Source organism: Actinacidiphila yanglinensis (assembly GCF_900107965.1).
Lineage (GTDB): Bacteria > Actinomycetota > Actinomycetes > Streptomycetales > Streptomycetaceae > Actinacidiphila > Actinacidiphila yanglinensis.
This window is the reverse complement of the sequence record NZ_FNVU01000011.1, coordinates 24,630-44,247: the sequence shown is the minus strand read 5'-3', so window position 1 is coordinate 44,247 and position 19,618 is coordinate 24,630. Positions and strand designations below refer to the sequence as shown.

Here is a 19,618-nt window from a genome sequence, read left to right as displayed (position 1 = left end):
CTCGCGGGCGACGTCGCCTGTCGCATGGGATGAGTGGAGATGGCGGGAATCGAACCCGCGTCCTGTGGTGCGGAACCAGGGCTTCTCCGAGCGCAGTCCGCTGTGCTTTTCTCAGCCCCGGCAGTCACGCGGACAAGCTGCCGACGGGCTCAGCCACTGTGAGATTTCCCGCCGTGCCCCGTGGCCGGGCTCGGCGGTTGAGTCCCCTTGTTGATGCCAGGATCCGGGTCGGGAACACTCCCGGGCTGACACTCCGCAGAGTCTTCGCTAGCTGCTAATTAGGCAGCGAGAGCGAAGGCGGAGGAATCGCGCTTGGAATTGGCGATTATTGGTTTCGGCATATGGTTAACGAGATCATTGCCGCTTCCTCGGCTCGCTTCCCCTGCTTCGACATCCCCAGTCGAAACCGATCATCCCCATGTGGTGTTTTCAAGGTGCACCGCCGGTCTCCCGGCGGCTCCGTGCTGGTGCTGCATGCCCCAGTGTAGTCGCTCAACACAGGGCGGGGCCAGCGCATTCCCGCGTGGCCGGTCAGGCGCGCTGCTTGCGCCGCGCCGCGGACATCGCGCGGTCCGCCTCGCGCCGGTCCTGCTTCTCCCGCAGCGTCTGCCGCTTGTCGTACTCCCTCTTGCCCTTGGCGAGGGCGATCTCGACCTTCACCCGGCCGTCCTTGAAGTACAGCGCGAGCGGGATCACGGTGTGCCCGCTCTCCTGGGACTTCTGGTCGAGCTTGTCGATCTCCGCGCGGTGCAGCAGCATCTTCCGCTTGCGCCGCGCCGAGTGGTTCGTCCAGGTCCCCTGCGTGTACTCGGGGATGTGCACGTTGTAGAGGTACGCCTCACCGCCCTCCAGCTGGGCGAAGCCGTCCACCAGCGACGCGCGGCCCAGCCGCAGCGACTTCACCTCGGTGCCGGTCAGGACCAGCCCCGCCTCGTACGTGTCGAGGATGAGGTAGTCGTGCCGCGCCTTCTTGTTCTGCGCGATGATCTTGCGACCCGTCTCTTTAGCCATAGCGGGCCCATTCTCCCACTACGAGGGGGCACCGAGGCCAGCGAATACCTCGCGGCTCGCGGCGACCGGGTCCTGCCCGCCGGACACGACGACGTCGGGGGTGATGCCCTTGCCGTCGACGCTGCGGCCGTCCGGCAGCCGGTAGTGCCCGACGGTCAACTCGGCCACCGAGCCGTCCGCGAGGGTACTGGGCATCTGCACCGAGCCCTTGCCGAAGGTGCGCGACCCGATCACGACGGCCCGGCCGCGGTCCTGGAGCGCGCCGGAGAGCATCTCGGCCGCGCTCATCGTGCCGCCGTCGACCAGCACCACCAGCGGCACCGCGGTGTTCCCGCCCGGTGCCGCGTAGAGCGCCTGCTGCCGCCCGTGCACGTCGTAGGTGGCGACCAGGCCGCCGTCGAGGAAGGCCGACGCGGTGGCCACGGCCTCGGTGACCAGGCCGCCGGAATTGCCGCGCAGATCGAGCAGGACCCCCTGACCGGAGCCGCCGGAGCCCTTCACCGCCGCCGCGACCTGCCGGCCGACCCCCTTGGTGAAGGCGTCGATCGTGATCACGGTCGGGCCGTCCTGCTGCCGGCTGACGGTGACCGCCTCGGTGGCCAGGGTGGCGCGGTGCAGCCCGACCGTCCAGCGCCGCGCGCCGCGCTCGACGCCCAGGGTGACGGCGCTGCCCGGCACGTTGCCGCCGCGCAGGTCGGCGACGACCTGGGTGACGGCCAGGCCCGTGCACCGGGTGCCGCCGATGGCGTCCAGGACGTCTCCGGCGCGCAGCCCGGCCCGGTCGGCGGGGCTGCCGTGCTGGACCCGGGCGATCTGGATGCGGCCCCCGTCGATCCGGCGCACCGAGACGCCGGTGCCGACGTACCGCCCGTCCAGCGCCTGCTGGAGGCCCGCGTACTCCTGGGCGGTGTAGAAGGACGACCAGCGGTCGCCACTGCGGCTGACGAGCTTCTGCACGGTCTCGGCGCCGACCGTGCCGGCGCCGATCTCCCGGGCGATCCGGCCGGTGTCGACCGCCGTGTCCTTGCCCGCGGACGGGTCGCGGTCCCCGCTGCGGCCGTCGTCGGTGGTGCCGGCTCCGGTGCCGCGGCCCGGGTCCGCGTCCGCCGGTGCACCGGCGGCCTTGCGGGCGTCGCCGGCCGGGGCCGCGGCGATACCGGGTGCGCTCCTGCGCCCCGCGGCGTCCACACCGGTGAGGCTGCTTGCCGCCGCTCCGGTGGCCAGCATCGCGCCGCAGACCAATGTCAGGGTGGCCCCGCGGCGCCAGCGGCGGGGCGTCCCGAACAGCGACGGGCCGGACATGGCCGGAAGTCTAGGGCAGAAAGCGGACTCGTACGGAAGGTTGCGTGTACACCCGCTTGCGGCCCCCCGCAACCGCGGACGGCGGCGGCCCGGCGCCGGGTCGGGACCACCGACCCGGCGGCCGGGCCGCCGCCGTACCGCATCGGACGCGCGAAAAACGTCTGACCTGTCAGGTCTGCGGACAGGTCAGACCTTCAGATAGCGACGCAGTGCGATGAACGCCGCGATCGCCGGCATCACCACGCCGATCAGCAGCACCAGCGGAAGGACCTGCACCACCGGCCCCCAGCCGATGAAGGACACCAAAGGGATCTTGTCCTGGAGTCTGAGCCCGGCGTCGATCAGGAAGTACCGCCCGCCGAGCAGCCCGACGCACGCCAGCCCCGCGCCCACCAGTCCCGCGAAGGCGGCCTCCATGATGAACGGCATCTGGATGTAGAAGCTCGACGCGCCCACCAGCCGCATGATCCCGGTCTCCCGGCGCCGGCTGAAGGCGGACACCCGCACGGTGTTGATGATCAGCAGCATGGCCACGGTGAGCATGAACGCCAGCACCACGTACGCGACCTTGGTCAGGCCGTTGAGGAGGTCGAAGAGGTTCTCCAGCACCTTGCGCTGGTCCTCCACGGACTGCACGCCCGGCCGCCCGTTGAAGGCGCTCGCCACCACCGCGAACTTCGTCGGGTCCTTCAGCTTGACCTGGTAGCTCTGCTCCATCTGGTCCGGCGTGATGGAGTCGGCGAGCTGCTTGTTGGACTTGAACTGCTCCTTGTAGTGCTTGTAGGCACCCTCGGCCGTCTCGTAGTAGATCTTCTTGACGACCGGCAGCTTCTTCAGGTCGGAGAGGATCTCGGCCTTCTGGTCGTCGGTCACCGGGCCCTTGGCACAGTTGGGCGTGGTGGCCGCGTCGTTCTTGTTGCAGAGGTAGACGCTGACCTCGACCTTGTCGTACCAGTAGCCCTTCATCGCGTCGACCTGCTTGTTCACGAGCAGGGCGCCGCCGGTGAGGGCGAGCGAGAGTGCCACGGAGATGACGACGGCGAGGGTCATCGTGAGGTTCCGGCGGAGACCTACGCCGATCTCCGACAGGACGAACTGGACGCGCATGGGGTCGGGGTTCCTTCCGGAGGGCTGGTGCGAGCGGGACGGCAGCAGTCAGTGCTGGTAGCCGTACACACCGCGCGACTGGTCGCGGACCAGTCGCCCCTTCTCGAGTTCGATGACGCGCTTGCGCATCTGGTCGACGATGTTCTGGTCGTGGGTGGCCATCACCACGGTGGTGCCGGTGCGGTTGATCCGGTCCAGCAGGCGCATGATGCCCACCGAGGTCTGCGGGTCGAGGTTTCCGGTCGGCTCGTCCGCGATCAGGAGCATCGGGCGGTTGACGAAGGCCCGGGCGATCGCCACGCGCTGCTGCTCACCACCGGAGAGTTCGCCGGGCATCCGGTCGTCCTTGCCGGCCAGGCCGACCAGGTCGAGCACCTCGGGCACGGTCTTGCGGATGGTCCCCCGCGGCTTGCCGATCACCTCGAGCGCGAACGCGACGTTCTCCGCGACGGTCTTGTTCGGCAGCAGCCGGAAGTCCTGGAAGACGGTGCCGAGTTGGCGCCGCATCTGCGGGACCTTCCAGTTCGACAACCGGTTGAGGTCCTTGCCGAGGACGTGCACCAGGCCGGTGTCCGTACGCTCCTCGCGCAGGATGAGCCGCAGGAAGGTCGACTTTCCTGAGCCCGACGAGCCCACCAGGAAGACGAACTCCCCTTTCTCGATCTCGAGCGAAACATCCCGGAGTGCGGGACGGTTCTGCTTGGGGTAGGTCTTGGTGACGCTGTCGAAACGGATCACGTTGGCACCAGGGGTTGCGGGATCGGGGTTTGGGAATCGGCCGGATAGGGGATGTGGGGGCGACACTACGCGACCCGGCGAGGGCCGCGCAGTCGCGGCGAGCGGTTGGTGTCCCGGACCACACGGCACACTCGGGCAAACCCGTCATTGCCCCCTCCCGTACCACGGATCCACGCCTCCCGCGCGCGCTCCCCGGCCGCGATTCAGGGCTCGGGGCGCCCTTCCGGGCGGAACCTGGCACAGTAGGAAGAGGTGCCCGTCGAGGATTGCCGCGGCACATACGGAAGCCGTGGGACGGGCCCGGAGTAGACCGATCGGGCCCAGGGAACGATTTCACGACCGGGGGCGTTCACCGGACGGAAAAGGAGAGCGCGATGACGTTCGACCGACTGGTGTGTGCGAACTGCGCCGGCCCCGTGAGCGAGGGCCGCTGTCCGGTCTGCAGGGCCAACCGCGCGCGGATGGAACAGCAGGGCGGCTGGTCGACGATATCCCCCGCCACATTGATAGCACTCCTCGTGGCGCTGCTGGCCGTCGTCCTGGTCGTGGAGCACGCCACCGCGTGACGCAGCAGGACGCCGTGGGCACAGCCACCGGCACCGCCGCACGCACACCGCCACCTCCGCATTCCTCCGCATTCCTCCGCATTCCTCCGCACCCCCTGCGGGTGAGCACGCGAAAGCGGGCCCGAAGCGCCGATGCGCTCCGGGCCCGCTTTCGTGTGCTGCTGCGACCGTCAGGCCGCGGCGCCGCCGTTGCCGCCGGCGCGGTTGATCAGGCGCGGGGTCAGCCGGAAGCCGACACCGCCCGCGATCAGGGTCGCGGCACCGATGATCATGAAGGTGGTGCCGCTGGAGCCGGTCTCGGCCAGCTGCGTGGTGGTCTTGCCCTGCTGGACCTGCTGGTTGTTGTCGGTGCTGGCGTTGTTGCCGCAGTCGACGCTGTCCCCGGTCAGGGTGCAGGTGTTGTCGTTGCCGCCCGAGGTGGACGAACCACCGCCGGAGCCGGACGAACCGGAGGACGAGCCGCCGGAGCCGGAGGAACCGTTGCTGGAACCGGAGGACGAGCCGCCGGAGCCGGAGGAACCGTTGCTGGAACCGGAGGACGAGCCCGCGGAACCGGAGGAACCGTTGCTGGAACCGGAGGACGAGCCCGCGGAAGCGCCGGAGGACGCGCCGGACGACGCGCCCGTGGACGTACCCGTCGAGGTGCCCGTGGACGTACCGGTGGACGTGCCCGTGGACGTACCCGTCGAGGTGCCTGTGGACGTACCCGTCGAGGTGCCCGTGGACGTGCCCGTGCTGTCGCCCGTGGACGTACCGGTGGACGTGCCGGTGCTGTCGCCCGTGGACGTACCGGTCGAGGTGCCGGTGCTGTCGCCCGTGGACGTACCCGTGCTGTCGCCGGTGGACGTACCGGTGTCAGTGCCGGTCGTGGTGCCGGTGTCGGTACCGGTGGTCGTACCGGTGTCGGTTCCGGCCGTGGTTCCGGTGTCCGTGCCCTCGGTCGACCCCAGGGTGAGGCCCCCGAGGATGTCCTTGGCGCCGGCCGGCTTCACGGTGCTGCTGCTCGGCTGCGAGGCCGCCTGGGCCGCGCCCACGGCCGTCAAGGAGGCGCCCGCGGCGATCACCGCCGCCGCGGCTATGCGGGTGACGCGCAGCCGTGTGTTGCGCTTGGTCATGTGTCAAGTACCCCCATCAGTGTCTGCTTAGGGATGCGCAGCCATGCGGAGTGCGGTGCCACTGGGGCCCGGATGCGCCCGCCCCCAAACGCTCACGCCTCATACATGCGCATGCCGCGCAACACCCTTGCGACTTTGCGGGGGACCGTCAAGGTCGTTACGAACGTCTTGGGCGAAATGCCCTTGTGTGCCCGTCAGTTCTGTACAGCACTGTGACAAGGGCTACGCAACTGCCGTCGCCCGCAAGCCGTTACGCGTCGGCCTTCTCGCGGGACTTGCGCCAGCGGATGCCCGCCTCGATGAAGCCGTCGATGTCCCCGTCCAGCACGCCCTGCGGGTTGCCGACCTCGAACTCGGTACGCAGGTCCTTCACCATCTGGTACGGGTGCAGGACGTACGAACGCATCTGGTTGCCCCAGGAGTTGCCAACGTCGCCCTTGCCGAGGGAGTCCATCAGCGCCTGCTCCTCCTGGCGGCGGCGTTCGAGCAGCTTGGCCTGGAGGACGTTCATCGCGCTCGCCTTGTTCTGGATCTGCGAGCGCTCGTTCTGGCAGGAGACCACGATGCCGGTGGGCAGGTGGGTGATCCGCACCGCGGAGTCGGTGGTGTTGACGCCCTGGCCGCCGGGGCCGGACGCGCGGTAGACGTCCACGCGCAGCTCGGACTCGTCGATCTCGACGTGGTCGGACTGCTCGACGACGGGCAGTACCTCGACGCCGGCGAAGGAGGTCTGCCGGCGCCCCTGGTTGTCGAACGGCGAGATCCGCACCAGGCGGTGCGTGCCCTGCTCGACGGAGAGGGTGCCGTAGGCGTAGGGGACCTTGACCGTGAAGGTGGTCGACTTGATCCCGGCCTCTTCCGCGTACGACGTCTCGTAGACCTCGGTGGGGTAGCCGTGCCGCTCGGCCCAGCGCAGGTACATCCGCTGGAGCTGCTCGGCGAAGTCGGCCGCGTCGACGCCGCCGGCCTCGGCGCGGATGTTGACGAGCGCCTCGCGAGCGTCGTACTCGCCGGACAGCAGGGTGCGGACCTCCATCTCGTCCAGCGCCTTGCGGACCTGCTCCATCTCGGCCTCGGCCTCGCTGCGGGTGTCGGCGTCGTCCTCGGCCTCGGCGAGTTCGAACAGCACCCCCAGGTCGTCGATGCGCCCGCGCAGTGTCTCGACCTTGCGCAGCTCGGCCTGGAGGTGCGAGAGCCGGCTGGTGATCTTCTGCGCGTTCTCCGGGTCGTCCCACAGGGAGGGTGCCGCGGCCTGCTCCTCGAGCGCGGCGATGTCGCCCCGCATCCGGTCGAGGTCGAGCACGGCCTCGATGGACCCCATGGTGGAGGAGAGGGACTTCAGTTCTTCGGATACGTCGACGATCGCCACAGGACCAGCCTACCGGCTGGTCGGGTGATGGGCGGTTTTCGGTCGGCGCGCGCTCGCGGGGGCGGTCATGCGGCGGCCGTCGCACGGGAGAGGCGGCCCTTGGCGGTCAGGGCGTAGACCTCCAGGGTGCGGTGCGCCGCCGCGGCGCCGATCGGACCCGAGGTGCCCCGGGGCAGGAGCACGGCGGAGGCCGGCTCGGCGCCGCCGGTACCCGAGCCGCCCGCCGCGTCCGATGCGTCCGCCGCATCAACCAGGGTTCCGTCACCGAACACGTACAGGTGGTCGCCGCTGGCCAGCGCCTCGATCCGGGTGGTCGCGTCGACGCCGGTGAGGACCGCGGCCGGCCGCCACGCCCCGTCGGAGAACGGCAGCCGGAGCACGGCGTCGTCGGCCTTGCGGACGACGAAGGCGTCCAGGGTGCCGCGGCCGCGGGAGACCAGCGCGGGCGCGTAGGTGATCCGGCCGGCCGTGGGGACCAGCGCCCAGGCGTTCCAGCGGCCGTCCACCAGGGAGGCGGTGACCAGGTCGCCGCCCACCCGCCCGACCAGGTCGATCCGGCCCGGCGCGGAGGAGGCGGCCGCGGGGGCGGCGTCGAAGTGGGTGCGCTCGTCGACCTGGATCCAGGGCTTCCAGTAGCCGCCGGCCAGCGTCCGCCGGTAGAGCAGGCCGTCGGTGCCCAGCGCGAACAGGTCGATCGTCCCGGGCCGGGCGGACACCACGGCCGGGTCGTCGTCGACGCTTATCCCGGTGAGCCGGTGCCAGGGGCCGTAGCCGGAGCCGTCCCGCACCACGTACCAGATGTTCTTGTCGGCGCCCCGGGCGAAGACGTACGTGTCGCTGCCGACGACGAGCGCGCGCGGGCCGCCGGTGAGCGGCACCCCGGCGGCGGGGGCGTCGCTGAAGGACGACCACTTCGGCATCGCGACCGGCGCGCCGGTACGGCCCTGCGGGGCGTCGGCCGCGCCGGTGGGCGCGGTGGGGGTGCCGTGGCCGGCGGCCTTGGCCCCGTGGGCCGAGTCCGAGGTGGACGCCTTGTCGTCGCTGGAGGTCCCGCCGGGAGCGGGGCGGCCACTGTGGTCCGGGGAGCCGGCGGAGGCGATGCCCCACCCGCCGAGCCCGGCGACGGCGAGCGCGGCGGCGGCCGCCGCGGCGAACTTGATGCGGCGCTGGCGCACGGCGTCGGAGACCGACCGGTGCCGCGGGCTGGCCGGGCGGCCGGGGGCGGAGGCACGGCCCTTTCCGCCCGCGCTCCCCCCGGCGCCGCCCGCACCGGTCGCGGCGCCCGACCCGTCGGGCCGGCCGGAGCGCCCGGAGCGGCTCGCCTCCGCGCCGAACCCCGCCAGTTCCTCGGCGGTGGGCAGCTTGATGCTGGTGTGGGTGTCACGGCTGGAATCCGGCGCGGCCCCGCGTACCAGGGGCACCGCGCCGCGCCTGCGGTCCGGCGCTTGTCCCGGCCCGGCGGAGTGCGCGGCGGCCCGGCCGGTTCCGGCACCCGGGCCGCCGCCCATCGGCTCGTCCGCGTCGTCGTACGCCCCGTCCGCGCCGCCGCCGCGCAGCGGCTCGCCCTCGCCGCCGGGCGCCGCGACGTCCAGCGCCGGCAGCCCGGCCAGGGACGGCAGCAGTTCCCGCAGCCGCGCGCCCAGCTCGCCCGCCTTCAACCGGGACGCGGGCGCTTTCGCCAGGCACTGCGCCAGGATCTGCCAGAGCTCCCGGGGCAGCCCGGGCAGCGGCTGCACGGTCTCGGTGACGTGCCGGCGCAGCACCGCGCCGGGGTGGCCGCCGCCGAACGGCGTGAAGCCGGCCAGCAGTTCGTACAGCACGGTGGCCAGGGCGTAGATGTCGACGGAGGCGCGCGGCGGCAGGCCCTCGATGATCTCGGGGGCGAGGTAGTCCGGGGTGCCGATGATCCGTGTCGCGCGGGTGCGGCGCGGGGTGTCCACGAGCCGGGCGATGCCGAAGTCGGTGAGCAGCGCGGGCGGCGCGCCGCCGGGACCGGGCACGGCGGCCGAGTCGAGCAGGACGTTCTCGGGCTTGACGTCGCGGTGCACGACCCCGCCGGCGTGCGCGGCGGAAAGGCCGTCGGCGACGTCGGCGGCGATCGCGACGGCCGCCTCGGGCACCAGGCGGCGCTCGCGCTCCAGCCGGGAGCGCAGGTCGGTGCCGCGCACCAGTTCCATCACCAGGGCGAGGTCGGTGCCGTCGACCACGAGGTCGCGGATGCCGACGATGTGCGGGTCGTCCAGCGACAGCAGCGCGGTGCGCTCCTGCACGAAGCGGCCCACCAGGTCCTGGTCGGAGGCCAGGTCCTCGCGCAGCAGCTTGATGGCGACCGGGCCTTCGGGTCCCTCGCCGAGCCACACGGTGCCCGCGGAACCGCGCCCCAGCACCTGGTGGGCGGTGTACCGGCTGCCGATCTTCCTGGCCAAGGCTGCTCCGACTCCTCCGACGGTCCGCCGCGGTGCCGTCGCCGGGCGCCGGCAGGGACCGGGACGCCGTGCGGCACCGCATGTTGGCTCGTGTTGGCGACAAAGCTACGCGGGTCGGCGGCAGTTCGGGACGCCACGGGCCGGTGAGGGGGCGTTCTGCCGGAGAAATCACCCTCTGGAAGTCGACAAATCCCCAACCCAGGCCGCGGGCGGGGCGCTTGCGGGCGGGCCGGTCGGGTGGTTCGCGGCGTCCGGGGGTGCGGTCAGCCCTTCCCGGAGCCGCCGCCGGAGTCGCCGGTGATCGCGGAGACCTTGTCCCATGCGGAGTGGGCCCAACTCGACGTCGCGTCCCACAGGTTGCGGGTGCTGTCGACCCAGTCGGGCAGCGGGGTGGTGTACCAGACCACCACGAAGATGACGATGAGTACGAGGACCACCATCAGGCAGCCCTTCAGGCAGCCCAGTCCCGGGATCTTCACCGGGTTCGCGCTGCGCCGCGGTTCACGCGGCTCGCGGCCCCGGGCGGGCGGCGCGGGGGCGGGCGGGCGCTGCGGCTCGTACCGCTGGGGCTCGTAGGCCTGCGGCGGCGGCTGGTAGCGCTGCTGCGGCTGCTGTTGCTGCTGCTGCTGCTGCGGGTAGCCGTACTGGTTGCCCTGCTGCGGGTAGCGCTGACCGGCGCCCGGCCCCTGCTGCTGCGGGGGCTGCTGCTGGGGCTGCTGCGTCCTGCGGACCGGGCGGCGGTAGAGCGGGTCCATCTCCGGCGGGAGCGGGCGGACCTCGGTCTGCTCGTTGCGGTGCCGGGCGGCGCTGAGCTGGGACTCCCACGGGTGCGGGCCCTGGGCCTGCGCCGGGCCCTGGGCCTGCGGCGACTCCTGCGACTCCGAGGTGGGCAGCACGCGCGTGCCGTCGGCGGCGTCGCGGAAGCCCTCCGACGGGAGCACGCCGGTCGTCGCGTTCGGGTCGTAGGCCGGCCGGCCGGACGGCAGCACCTGCGTGGGTTCGGCGTCACCGCCGCCGAAGGCCGAGCCCGACGGGTTGCCGGTGCCCGGCACCAGCGCCGGATCGGCCTCCGGGGCCAGCAGACCGCCCACCCCGAGCGCCGCCTCGGCCTGCGCGGGCGTGGCGTGCACCCCCACGCCGGCGGCGACCACCCGCAGCGCCCGCGCCAGGTTCTCCGCGCTGGGGCGCTGCTCGGGGTCCTTGCGCAGGCAGCGCTCGATGACGGTCCACAGCGGCTCCGGTACGTTGCCGGGGCGCTGCGCCTGGTCGGTCATGTGGGCGTGCAGCACCTCGAGCGCGGAGTCGCCGCGGAACGGGGCACGCCCGGTGACCAGCTCGTACATCAGCACGCCCGCGCCGTACACGTCGACCGCGGACGTCTGGGGGCGGCCCTGCGCGGACTCCGGCGCGACATAGGCCGGGGTGCCCACGAACTCCTGGGTGCGGGTCACGCCCGGGGAGTCGGCCAGCCGGGCGATGCCGAAGTCGGTCAGCATCGGGTGCATCGACTCGGCGCCGTCCTCGCCGGTGGTGGTGGCGAGCAGCACGTTCGCGGGCTTCAGGTCGCGGTGCACGATGCCGTCCGCGTGGCTGGCGGCGAGCGCGTCCGCGACGGCCGCGGTGAGCAGGGCGGTGGCGACCGGGCTGAACGGGCCGTTGTCCCGCAGGTAGCGGTACAGGTCCGGACCGTCGACCAGGTCCATCACCAGCGCGAGGAGGTCGCCCTCCACCACCAGGTCGCGGACCCGCACGATGTGCGGGTGCCGCAGCCGCAGCAGTGCGGAGCGCTCGCGCAGGAAGCGCATCACCACGTCCGGGTCGCCGGCGAGCTCTTCCTTGAGCACCTTGACCGCGACCAGGGTGCCCTCGTCGTCGCGCACCCGGGCACGCCACACGGTCCCGGTGGCCCCGCGTCCGAGCGGTTCCTCCAGGAGGTATTTGCTGCCTACCGGCCGCACGTCATGCGCTCCCTGCTGCGTGATGGCTTCTTCCCGATCCGGCCCAGCGTAGAGCCTGCGGCCCCACGGTGCCCGATTCCCCGGTAGGACGCTGCGCTGACCTCCAACGGTTGCCCGGCCCGCGCACACGCCCCGCTGGGCGCCCCCGCCACGGCCTCATGGTGACGGGGTTCACTGACCCCGCGCGCCTGGGGTGCCCTTGTCCGTCTGCCCGGGTTGCCACCGGGAAGGGGGCACCTCCAGGGGCGCGGGGAACTGCGCGAACAACCACCCACGGACCGCACGGTCCGGCGACCACCGGCAGGGGCAGGACGGGCGGACCGGGGGCACCCGAAGGCAAGATCGTCGGGGCGGGGTCGAACTGTCCGCGGGGGGTGGGAAGATGCTTCCGTCACTACGTGTACGTCGAGGTGCGGGAGTGGCCGGGGAGGGACCTCCCGGCGGACCTCCCGGGCCACGGGGAGAAGGGACCGCGGGCGAGATGCAGATCCGGCTGACCGTCCTCGGGCCGCGCACCAGCGGCCGGGCAGCCCGCGGCTGTGACGTGCTCGTCACCGCGCCCGCGGGCACCGCGCTGAGCACCGTCGCGGGAGCCCTCGCCTCGGCGGCCGGCTCCGCCCAGCCCGGCGGCCGCTCCTCGGGCAGCTCAGTAGCGCTCTACGCGGGCACCGGCCGCCTCGCCCCCACCGCGGTGCTGGGCGTCCCGCCCCTCGTGGACGGCGCGCTCGTCTCCCTGCACGCCCCCGCCGAGCAACATGGCGACCACGGCCAGTACGGCCGCTTCGGGCAGTACGGCCGCCCGCCCGCCGACCTCGCCGCGCTGCACGTGGTGGGTGGCCCGGACGCGGGCGGCGTGCACCTGCTCCAGGGCGGCCAGGCCGGTGTCGGCCGTTCCGCCGACGCGGACGTCCCCCTCGACGACCCCGACGTCTCCCGGCTGCACTGCGAGATCGCGGTCGGCCCGGACGGCGGGATCACGGTCGCCGACCTCGGCTCGACCAACGGCACCACGCTGGCCGGCCGGTCGGTCGGCGCCCACCCGCTGCCGTTCGCGCCCGGCGCCCTGCTGCGGATCGGCGAGTCCACCCTCCGCCTCACCCCGCCCCACCCGGCCACTCCCCCACCACTGTCGACCGCCATGGACAGCGAGGGACACCTGCGGGTGGCGCCCCGCGGGGCCGGGGCAGCGGCGGAGAGCGGCCCGGACACCGCCGGTCCGGCCCCCTACGCGTACGACGACGGGCGTGACGACCGTTTCCGCGGCGGTCCGGGCGACGCCACTCCCCTCGCACCCGAAGGCGACGGCGGGACGGCCACCGGCGCGGACTGGCCGCCGGCCGAACCGCCCGACCCGGACAGCTCGCGCCGTGCCACCGACGAGCGGACCCGGCGCGACCTCGACGAGCCGCCGCGCGCCGGCGTGGTCGGCGCCATAGGAGCATGGGCACGGCGACTGGCCGGCGGCCGGCCGGTGCCCGGCGACGAGGACCCCGAGCCCCAGGCCGCACCGGACGACCCGGCCGCCGCGGAAGCGCTGCGCGAGCGCTGGCCCGACCCGGCGGCTGTCCTGCTGACCGCGCTCGGCCCGGACCGCCGGCTGTGGGAGCGCGGCCCCACCCACCCGGACGCGCTGACCGTACGACTGGGCACCGCCGACTTTCCGGGGCAGGAGGGGGGCGGGCAGCTGCGCGGCGCGCCGTACACCGTCGACCTGCGCGCCCCCGCCACCTCCGTGCTGACCCTGGCCGGTCCCCGGCCGCGGCTGGCCGGTCTGGCCCGGGCCGTACTCGCGCAGCTGTGCGCGCTGCACTCGCCCGCCGTGCTGGAGGTCGTGCTGGTCAGCGCGGATCGGGCCCGGGGTGCGGACGAGCGCACCGAGGAGTGGTCCTGGCTCAACTGGCTGCCGCACCTGCGGCCCGCGCACGGCCAGGACTGCCGGCTGCTGCTCGCCTTCGACCGCGACCAGGCCGAGGCCCGCGCCTCCGAGCTGGTCCGGCGGCTGGAGTCGGGCCCGCTCGGGCCGGGTTGGGCGACCGCGCCGGAGGGCGCCGTCACCACGGCCGCGGCCGGGTACGACGGCCCGTTCACGCTGCTCGTCCTCGACGGCGACCCCGGTTCCGCGGCCCTGCGCGAGGCGGTCGGCCGGATAGCGGCGGCCGGCCCGTCGGCCGGCATCCACGTGCTGTGCCTGGCCGAGGCCGGTGAACGCCCCGCCGTCCGGGGCGGCTTGGTGGCCCACGTGTCCGGCGACGTGGCGACCACGCTGCGGCTGGAGCCGGCCCCCGTGGCGCAGGCCGCGGTGGGCGGCAGCACGTATCCGGTACTGCCCACGGGCGACGGGATAGTGCTGGACGCGGTCTCGGCGGTGTGGGCCGAGCACTTCGCACGCGCGCTGGCCCCGCTGCGCGAGGCCGACGCCGGGTCGGTGGACGTCCCGTCGCGCCACGTGCTGCCGGGCACCGTGCGGCTGCTGGACGAGCTGGACCTGGCGCTCGCGACGCCCGCCCGGATCGCGGCGCGGTGGGACGAGGGCAGCGGAGCGGGAACGGTCGCCGGGGCCGCCGCGGTGATCGGGGTCGGCGCGGGCGGCCGGGTGGCCGTCGACCTGGTGGCGGAGGGGCCGCACACGATCGTCGGCGGAGCGCCGGGCACGGGGAAGACGGAGCTGCTGCGTTCGCTGGTGGCCGGGCTCGCCGTGGCCGAACGCCCGGAGCGGCTGGCGCTGGTGCTGGTCGACGGGGCCGGCGCGGAGCGTGGTGAGGGGCTGGCCTCCTGCGCCGACGTACCGCACGTGTCGACGCATCTGGTGGCGTCGGACCCGGTCCGGATGCGGGAGTTCGCGCAGGCGCTGAGCGCGGAGCTGAAGCGGCGTGCCGAGGTGCTGGACGGCGAGGACTTCGCGGCGTGGCACAGCCGCGGCGCGGTGGCGGCGATGCTGCCGCACCAGGGCGGGCGCAGGGGCGGGGCAGAGCCGCAGCGGTCGTCGAGCTCGGCTTCCGGCTCGGCTCCGGGCTCCGGTTCCGGCTCGGGCCCGGATTCCGCTCCCTCCTCCCTTTCGTTCTCTCCTTCCGCCTCGGCCCCCGCCGGCGGCAACTCCTCCGCGCAGCCGGGCGGTTCGGTGTCCGGGGCGACGGGACAACCCGTTCCGCTGCTCCCGCGCCTGGTCGTCGTCGTGGACGACTTCGACGCGCTCGTGGCGCCGGGCCTCGGCAGCCCCGGGCGGCCGTCCGCGGGCAGCGTGGTCCGCGCGCTGGAGGCGGTCGCGCGGGACGGCGAGCGGCTCGGCGTCCACCTCGTCACCACGACCGGCCGCCCGGAGCGCACCGCCGGCACCGAAGCCGACGAGCGGGCCCGGCTGCGGATCGCGCTGCGGACCGCGGACCCGGACGCGGCCGCACTGCTCGTACACGTGGAGGATCCGGCGGGTCTGGACGACGCCGTGCCCGGACGCGGCTACCTGCGGCGGCCCGGCGGCGCGGTGACGCCCTTCCAGGCGGCCCGGGTCAGCGCGCGCATTCCGCGGACGGCGACGCTGCGGCCGACCGTGGTCCCGCTGGAGTGGGAGCGGATGGGTGATCCGCCGGCCCGCCGCCAGGTGCGTGAACTCGGCAACGGCCCCACCGATCTGGCCCTGCTGGCCAGCGCGTTGCAGCGGGCCGCGGAGACCCCGGCGGAGGACCCGGCCGGGCCCGGCGCGCCACCCGCTTCCGCCGCCGGCGCACCGACGGCGCTCAACCGCCCACGGATCTAGCCCGGTTGGGACGGAACCCCGGAGGCCGGCCCCGCCCGGAGTTCCGGCGGGGCCGTCGAGGACGCTGCGGGGGGCTCGGCGGGGACCCGGCGCGGGTCGCGGCGGCAGGTCGTCGACGGCCCGTCAGGAACCGTTCCGGGTCGCCCCCGCAGGGGCACCAATACCCCTCGAACGCCCGGTCGTAGGGAGTTTGGTCCAAGATCACGGCATGGTCACGATGACCCCTGGAAGCGCGCGCGCTCCCTTGCGAGCGCCGTCGCCCCGGGCGTAGGACAGTCGCCACGGGACTGAGGGGATGGCGACATGCGTACCTTAACGCGCAAACGCACCAAGCACGCACACCGGAGCACTACGCGCATAGCGCTCGCTGCGGTGGCGGTGTCGGCGCTCGCGCTCACCACCGCGGCGTGCGGCGGGGGCAGTGACAAGAAGGACGATGCCAAGAAATCGCCGTCGGCGTCCGCGTCCTCCTCGGGGAGCGATCTGAACCTGCCCGACCTGCACGGCCAGAAGCTCGAGGTCGCCGCGGTATGGACCGGTCCGGAGCAGAAGGCGTTCCAGAAGGTGCTGGACCAGTTCGACAAGCTCACCGGCGCGAAGTCGACCTTCGTACCGACCGGTGACAGCCAGTCGACCTTCCTCGGGACGAAGATCGAGGGCGGCGCCCCACCGGACGTCGCGTTCCTGGCCCAGAACGGCGTGCTGCACCAGTTCGCCGACAAGGGCTGGCTGAAACCGCTCGGCGCCGCCGCGCAGGCGCAGTTGAGCAAGAACTTCTCCAAGGGCTGGCAGGACCTCGGCGCCTGGAAGGGCAAGCAGTACGGCGTCTACGCCAAGGTCGCCAACAAGTCGCTGGTCTGGTACAACTCCGCCGCGTTCAGCAACGCCGGCGCGACCGTGCCGAAGACCTGGGACGCCTTCCTGAAGACCGCCGAGACCGTCTTCGAGTCCGGCACCCCCGCGGTGTCGATCGGCGGCGCGGACGGCTGGACCCTGACCGACTGGTTCGAGAACATCTACCTCTCGCAGGCCGGTCCGGAGAAGTACGACGCCCTCGCCGCGCACAAGATCAAGTGGACCGACCCGTCGGTGAAGACGGCTCTCACCACGCTCGGCCAGCTCTTCGGCAACAAGGACCTGATCGCGGGCGGCACGTCCACCGCGCTGGCCAACGACTTCCCGAAGTCGGTCACCCAGGTGTTCACCGGCAACCCGCCGAAGGCCGCGATGGTCTACGAGGCGGACTTCGTCGAGTCGTTCATCACCTCCAACACCAAGGCCAAGGTCGGCACGGACGCGAAGGTGTTCCCGTTCCCGGCCGTCGGCAGCGGCAAGCCGCCGGTGGTCAGCGGCGGTGACGTCGGCGTGGCGCTCAAGGACACCCCCGGCGCGCAGGCGCTGCTGACCTACGTGGCGTCCACCGACGCCGCCAAGATCTGGGCGTCCAGCGGCGGTTATCTCTCGCCGAACAAGGAACTGCCGTTCTCCGCGTATCCGGACCCGACCCAGCGCACCATCGCGCAGGCGCTGATCGCCTCCGGCGACGACTTCCGCTTCGACATGTCGGACCAGGCTCCGGCGGCCTTCGGCGGCACCAAGGGCCAGGGCGAGTGGAAGGACCTCCAGGACTTCCTCACCCACCCGTCCGATGTGGCGGGCGTGCAGGCCAAGTTGGAGTCGGACGCGGCCAAGGCTTACGGGAGCTGACGTCGAATGGCTGACGCCTCTGTTCCAGGGGCGGGCGGCCCGGTCGGAGCAGGGGGCGGTTTCTCCGGAGCCGCCCCCGTTCCGGCCGTGCCGGGTCCCGTCGAAGGGCCCGGCTCCGGCCGGCGCCCCGGCAAGCGCCGCAGCATCATGGGCACCCGCCCATGGATCGCCGCGCTGTTCCTGCTTCCCGCGCTGATCCTGCTCGGCGCCCTGGTGGCCTATCCGATCGGCTACACCGTCTACCGCAGCCTGTTCAACGCCGACGGCGACTCGTTCGTCGGCCTGAAGAACTTCGGCACGGTCTTCACCGACCACGGCATCCTCACCGCAGTGCGCAACAACGCGATCTGGGTGGTGGTGGCGCCGACCGTGGCGACCGCCCTCGGCCTGGTCTTCGCCGTGCTCACCGAACGGGTGCGCTGGGGAACGGCGTTCAAGCTGATCATCTTCATGCCGATGGCCATCTCGATGCTGGCCGCGGGCATCATCTTCCGGCTGGTGTACGAGCAGGACCCGTCGCGGGGCGTGGCGAACGCCGTGGTGGTGGCCGTGCACGACACCTTCACCAGCAACTCCGCCTACCCGGGGGCGCGACCGCGGCCGGACAGCGACCTCAAGCCGAGTGCGGGCGGGTCGTTCACGTCCACCTCCACCGCGAGCGTCGGGAAGTCGGCGGACCTGCCGCTGGTCGGCATCCCGCAGACGAACCTGCCCACCAGCGCACGGCAGGCCCGACCCGCCGCGCCCGAGCCGGACTCGGTGACGGGCACGGTGTGGCTGGACTTCCGGCCCGGCGGCACCGGCAAGCCCAACGTGATCGACCCGGGCGAGAAGGCGCTGTCGGGGGTGAAGGTGGAGGCGGTCAAGGACGGCAAGGTGATCGCCTCTGCCACCTCGGGGAAGGACGGTACGTACGCGCTGCCCGCGAAGGCGGCCGGCGCCCAACTGCGGCTGCCCTCCTCGAACTTCTCGGGCAAGTACAACGGCATCAACTGGCTCGGACCGGACCTGGTCACCCCGTCGATCATCGGCTCCTACGTGTGGATGTGGGCCGGTTTCGCGATGGTGCTGATCGCGGCGGGCCTTGCCGGGGTGCCGCGTGAACTGCTGGAGCAGGCCCGGGTGGACGGCGCGGGCGAATGGCAGGTCTTCCGCCGGATCACCGTGCCGCTGCTGGCCCCCGTGCTGGTGGTGGTGATGGTGACGCTGATGATCAACGTGTTGAAGATCTTCGACCTCGTCTACATCATCGCGCCGGGCAACACCCAGTCCAACGCCAACGTGCTCGCCCTCCAGCTCTACCTGTCGTCCTTCGGCGGCGGCGACGACCTGGGGGTCGGCAGCGCGATCGGCGTGATCCTGCTGCTCCTGGTGCTGCCGGTCATGATCTTCAACATCCGGCGGCTGCGCAGGGAGGGACGGCGATGAGCGCGGATGCGACGGGTGACGGTGCGATCGCGGGGAACGGTGCGATCGCGGGTCACGGGGGGACGGCCGGGACGGCTCCCGGCGAAAGTGGAAGCGGGAGCGGCAGCGGGGGCGCGGCAGGTGCCCCGGGTACGGCCGCGGGAACGGGGTCGGGATCGGGGTCGGGGTCGCGCGCTGCTCGGCCCGGGATCGGCGCCCGGCTGGCGGCCGCGGCCAGCGGCGGCGTGCTGCGGCTGGTCCTGCTCGTGGTGGCGCTGTTCTGGCTGCTGCCCACGGTCGGGCTGCTGCTGTCCAGCCTGCGCAGCCGGCAGGACATCTCCGCCACCGGCTGGTGGAAGGTCTTCACCTCGCCGACCCAGCTCACCGTCACCAACTACCGGTCCCTGCTGGACAACCACGCGATCACCGACTCGCTGTGGAACACGGCACTGATCACCGTCCCGGCCACCCTGCTGGTCGTGGTGATCGGGTCGCTGGCGGGCTACGCCTTCGCGTGGATGGATTTCCCCGGCCGCGACTGGTGGTTCATCGGGGTCGTCGCGATGCTGGTGGTCCCGGTGCAGGTGGCGCTGGTCCCGGTGGCGAAGCTCTTCGGCAAGATCGGGATCTTCGGCGACATCTCCGGGGTGGTGCTCTTCCACACCGCCTTCGGGCTGCCGTTCGCGATCTTCCTGCTGCGGAACTTCTTCGCGGAGATCCCACGCGAACTGCTGGAGGCGGCCCGGCTGGACGGCGCGGGTGAACTGCGGCTGTTCGCACGGGTGGTGCTGCCGCTGGGCGGTCCGGCGATCGCCTCGCTCGGCATCTTCCAGTTCCTGTGGGTGTGGAACGACATGCTGGTCGCGCTGATCTTCGCCAACAGCGACAGCCAGCCGATCACGGTCGCCCTGCAGCAGCAGGTACGGCAGTTCAGCGACAACATCGACATCCTGGCGCCGGGCGCCTTCCTGTCGATGGTGGTCCCGCTGATCGTGTTCTTCGCGTTCCAGCGCCAGTTCGTCTCCGGCGTGATGGCCGGGGCGGTGAAGTAGCCGAAGAAGCCCTGCAACGGCGCCCGTTCGCCCGCCCATCCGGTGGCTGAACGGGCGCCGCTGTCAGACAAGGGGGGCTCTCGTCACTGAAGTGCGCTGATCCGTCGAC

The 19,618-nt window shown here is 72.7% G+C and carries 12 protein-coding genes, 1 other RNA gene and 1 pseudogene; 5 read left to right on the top strand and 9 right to left on the bottom strand.

Annotated features, from left to right (window positions below; genetic code table 11):
• Positions 1-31 precede the first annotated feature (31 nt).
• The 5 genes from ssrA to ftsE form a co-directional block, all read right to left on the bottom strand.
• Positions 32-418, bottom strand: a transfer-messenger RNA (tmRNA) gene (gene ssrA / locus C4U44_RS24160).
• Positions 419-531: 113 nt separating this feature from the next.
• On the bottom strand, positions 532-1,011 hold the full coding sequence (gene smpB, locus C4U44_RS24155) for an SsrA-binding protein SmpB (RefSeq protein WP_103888095.1): 480 nt from the start codon (positions 1,009-1,011) through the stop codon (positions 532-534).
• Between the two features lie 18 nt (positions 1,012-1,029).
• Positions 1,030-2,313, bottom strand: a complete 1,284-nt coding sequence (locus C4U44_RS24150) for a S41 family peptidase (RefSeq protein WP_103888094.1) — start codon at positions 2,311-2,313, stop codon at positions 1,030-1,032.
• A 186-nt stretch (positions 2,314-2,499) separates the two neighbouring features.
• Entirely contained in the window at positions 2,500-3,420 is a 921-nt protein-coding gene (gene ftsX / locus C4U44_RS24145; RefSeq protein ID WP_103888093.1) for a permease-like cell division protein FtsX, read from the bottom strand.
• Between the two features lie 48 nt (positions 3,421-3,468).
• The gene (gene ftsE / locus C4U44_RS24140) at positions 3,469-4,158 is read right to left on the bottom strand and encodes a cell division ATP-binding protein FtsE (protein WP_103888092.1); all 690 of its coding nucleotides are present in this window, start codon (positions 4,156-4,158) and stop codon (positions 3,469-3,471) included.
• Positions 4,159-4,532: 374 nt separating this feature from the next.
• Here ftsE and C4U44_RS24135 point away from each other — a divergent pair, with 374 nt between their 5' ends.
• Positions 4,533-4,724 (top strand): hypothetical protein, encoded by a 192-nt coding sequence (locus C4U44_RS24135; protein WP_103888091.1) that lies wholly within the window; start codon positions 4,533-4,535, stop codon positions 4,722-4,724.
• A 170-nt stretch (positions 4,725-4,894) separates the two neighbouring features.
• On the opposite strand, the gene C4U44_RS41615 is transcribed toward C4U44_RS24135, so the two are convergent.
• The 4 genes and pseudogenes from C4U44_RS41615 to C4U44_RS24115 form a co-directional block, all read right to left on the bottom strand.
• Entirely contained in the window at positions 4,895-5,839 is a 945-nt protein-coding gene (locus tag C4U44_RS41615; protein WP_160145090.1) for a hypothetical protein, read from the bottom strand.
• A 250-nt stretch (positions 5,840-6,089) separates the two neighbouring features.
• Positions 6,090-7,208, bottom strand: coding sequence for a peptide chain release factor 2 (gene prfB, locus C4U44_RS24125; RefSeq protein ID WP_103888090.1), 1,119 nt, complete (start codon positions 7,206-7,208; stop codon positions 6,090-6,092).
• 1,085 nt (positions 7,209-8,293) lie between these two features.
• Positions 8,294-9,634: pseudogene (locus tag C4U44_RS42665) on the bottom strand (serine/threonine-protein kinase); the annotation flags it as partial.
• A gap of 263 nt (positions 9,635-9,897) precedes the next feature.
• Complete coding sequence (locus C4U44_RS24115) at positions 9,898-11,592, bottom strand: serine/threonine-protein kinase (protein ID WP_103888088.1); 1,695 nt, start codon at positions 11,590-11,592, stop codon at positions 9,898-9,900.
• 481 nt (positions 11,593-12,073) lie between these two features.
• Here C4U44_RS24115 and C4U44_RS24110 point away from each other — a divergent pair, with 481 nt between their 5' ends.
• The 4 genes from C4U44_RS24110 to C4U44_RS24095 all read left to right on the top strand — a co-directional run bounded on the left by C4U44_RS24110 (position 12,074) and on the right by C4U44_RS24095 (position 19,509).
• Positions 12,074-15,343 carry an FtsK/SpoIIIE domain-containing protein gene (locus C4U44_RS24110; protein WP_103888087.1) on the top strand — a complete coding sequence of 1,090 codons (3,270 nt, stop codon included), beginning with the start codon at positions 12,074-12,076 and terminating at the stop codon, positions 15,341-15,343.
• 303 nt (positions 15,344-15,646) lie between these two features.
• Positions 15,647-17,050, top strand: coding sequence for an ABC transporter substrate-binding protein (locus C4U44_RS24105; protein ID WP_103888086.1), 1,404 nt, complete (start codon positions 15,647-15,649; stop codon positions 17,048-17,050).
• Between the two features lie 6 nt (positions 17,051-17,056).
• The gene (locus C4U44_RS24100) at positions 17,057-18,478 is read left to right on the top strand and encodes a carbohydrate ABC transporter permease (protein WP_407642880.1); all 1,422 of its coding nucleotides are present in this window, start codon (positions 17,057-17,059) and stop codon (positions 18,476-18,478) included.
• Positions 18,475-19,509, top strand: a complete 1,035-nt coding sequence (locus C4U44_RS24095) for a carbohydrate ABC transporter permease (RefSeq protein ID WP_235032312.1) — start codon at positions 18,475-18,477, stop codon at positions 19,507-19,509. The genes C4U44_RS24100 and C4U44_RS24095 overlap by 4 nt, the downstream gene beginning before the upstream one ends.
• Positions 19,510-19,618 lie beyond the last annotated feature (109 nt).

What these genes read in the sequence shown, in the direction of transcription:
- smpB (WP_103888095.1), bottom strand. Translation starts at nt 1,011, where the DNA reads ATGGCTAAAGAGACGGGTCGCAAGATCATCGCGCAGAACAAGAAGGCG.
- C4U44_RS24150 (WP_103888094.1), bottom strand. Translation starts at nt 2,313, where the DNA reads ATGTCCGGCCCGTCGCTGTTCGGGACGCCCCGCCGCTGGCGCCGCGGG.
- ftsX (WP_103888093.1), bottom strand. Translation starts at nt 3,420, where the DNA reads ATGCGCGTCCAGTTCGTCCTGTCGGAGATCGGCGTAGGTCTCCGCCGG.
- C4U44_RS24135 (WP_103888091.1), top strand. Translation starts at nt 4,533, where the DNA reads ATGACGTTCGACCGACTGGTGTGTGCGAACTGCGCCGGCCCCGTGAGC.
- C4U44_RS41615 (WP_160145090.1), bottom strand. Translation starts at nt 5,839, where the DNA reads ATGACCAAGCGCAACACACGGCTGCGCGTCACCCGCATAGCCGCGGCG.
- C4U44_RS24110 (WP_103888087.1), top strand. Translation starts at nt 12,074, where the DNA reads ATGCAGATCCGGCTGACCGTCCTCGGGCCGCGCACCAGCGGCCGGGCA.
- C4U44_RS24105 (WP_103888086.1), top strand. Translation starts at nt 15,647, where the DNA reads ATGCGTACCTTAACGCGCAAACGCACCAAGCACGCACACCGGAGCACT.
- C4U44_RS24100 (WP_407642880.1), top strand. Translation starts at nt 17,057, where the DNA reads ATGGCTGACGCCTCTGTTCCAGGGGCGGGCGGCCCGGTCGGAGCAGGG.
- C4U44_RS24095 (WP_235032312.1), top strand. Translation starts at nt 18,475, where the DNA reads ATGAGCGCGGATGCGACGGGTGACGGTGCGATCGCGGGGAACGGTGCG.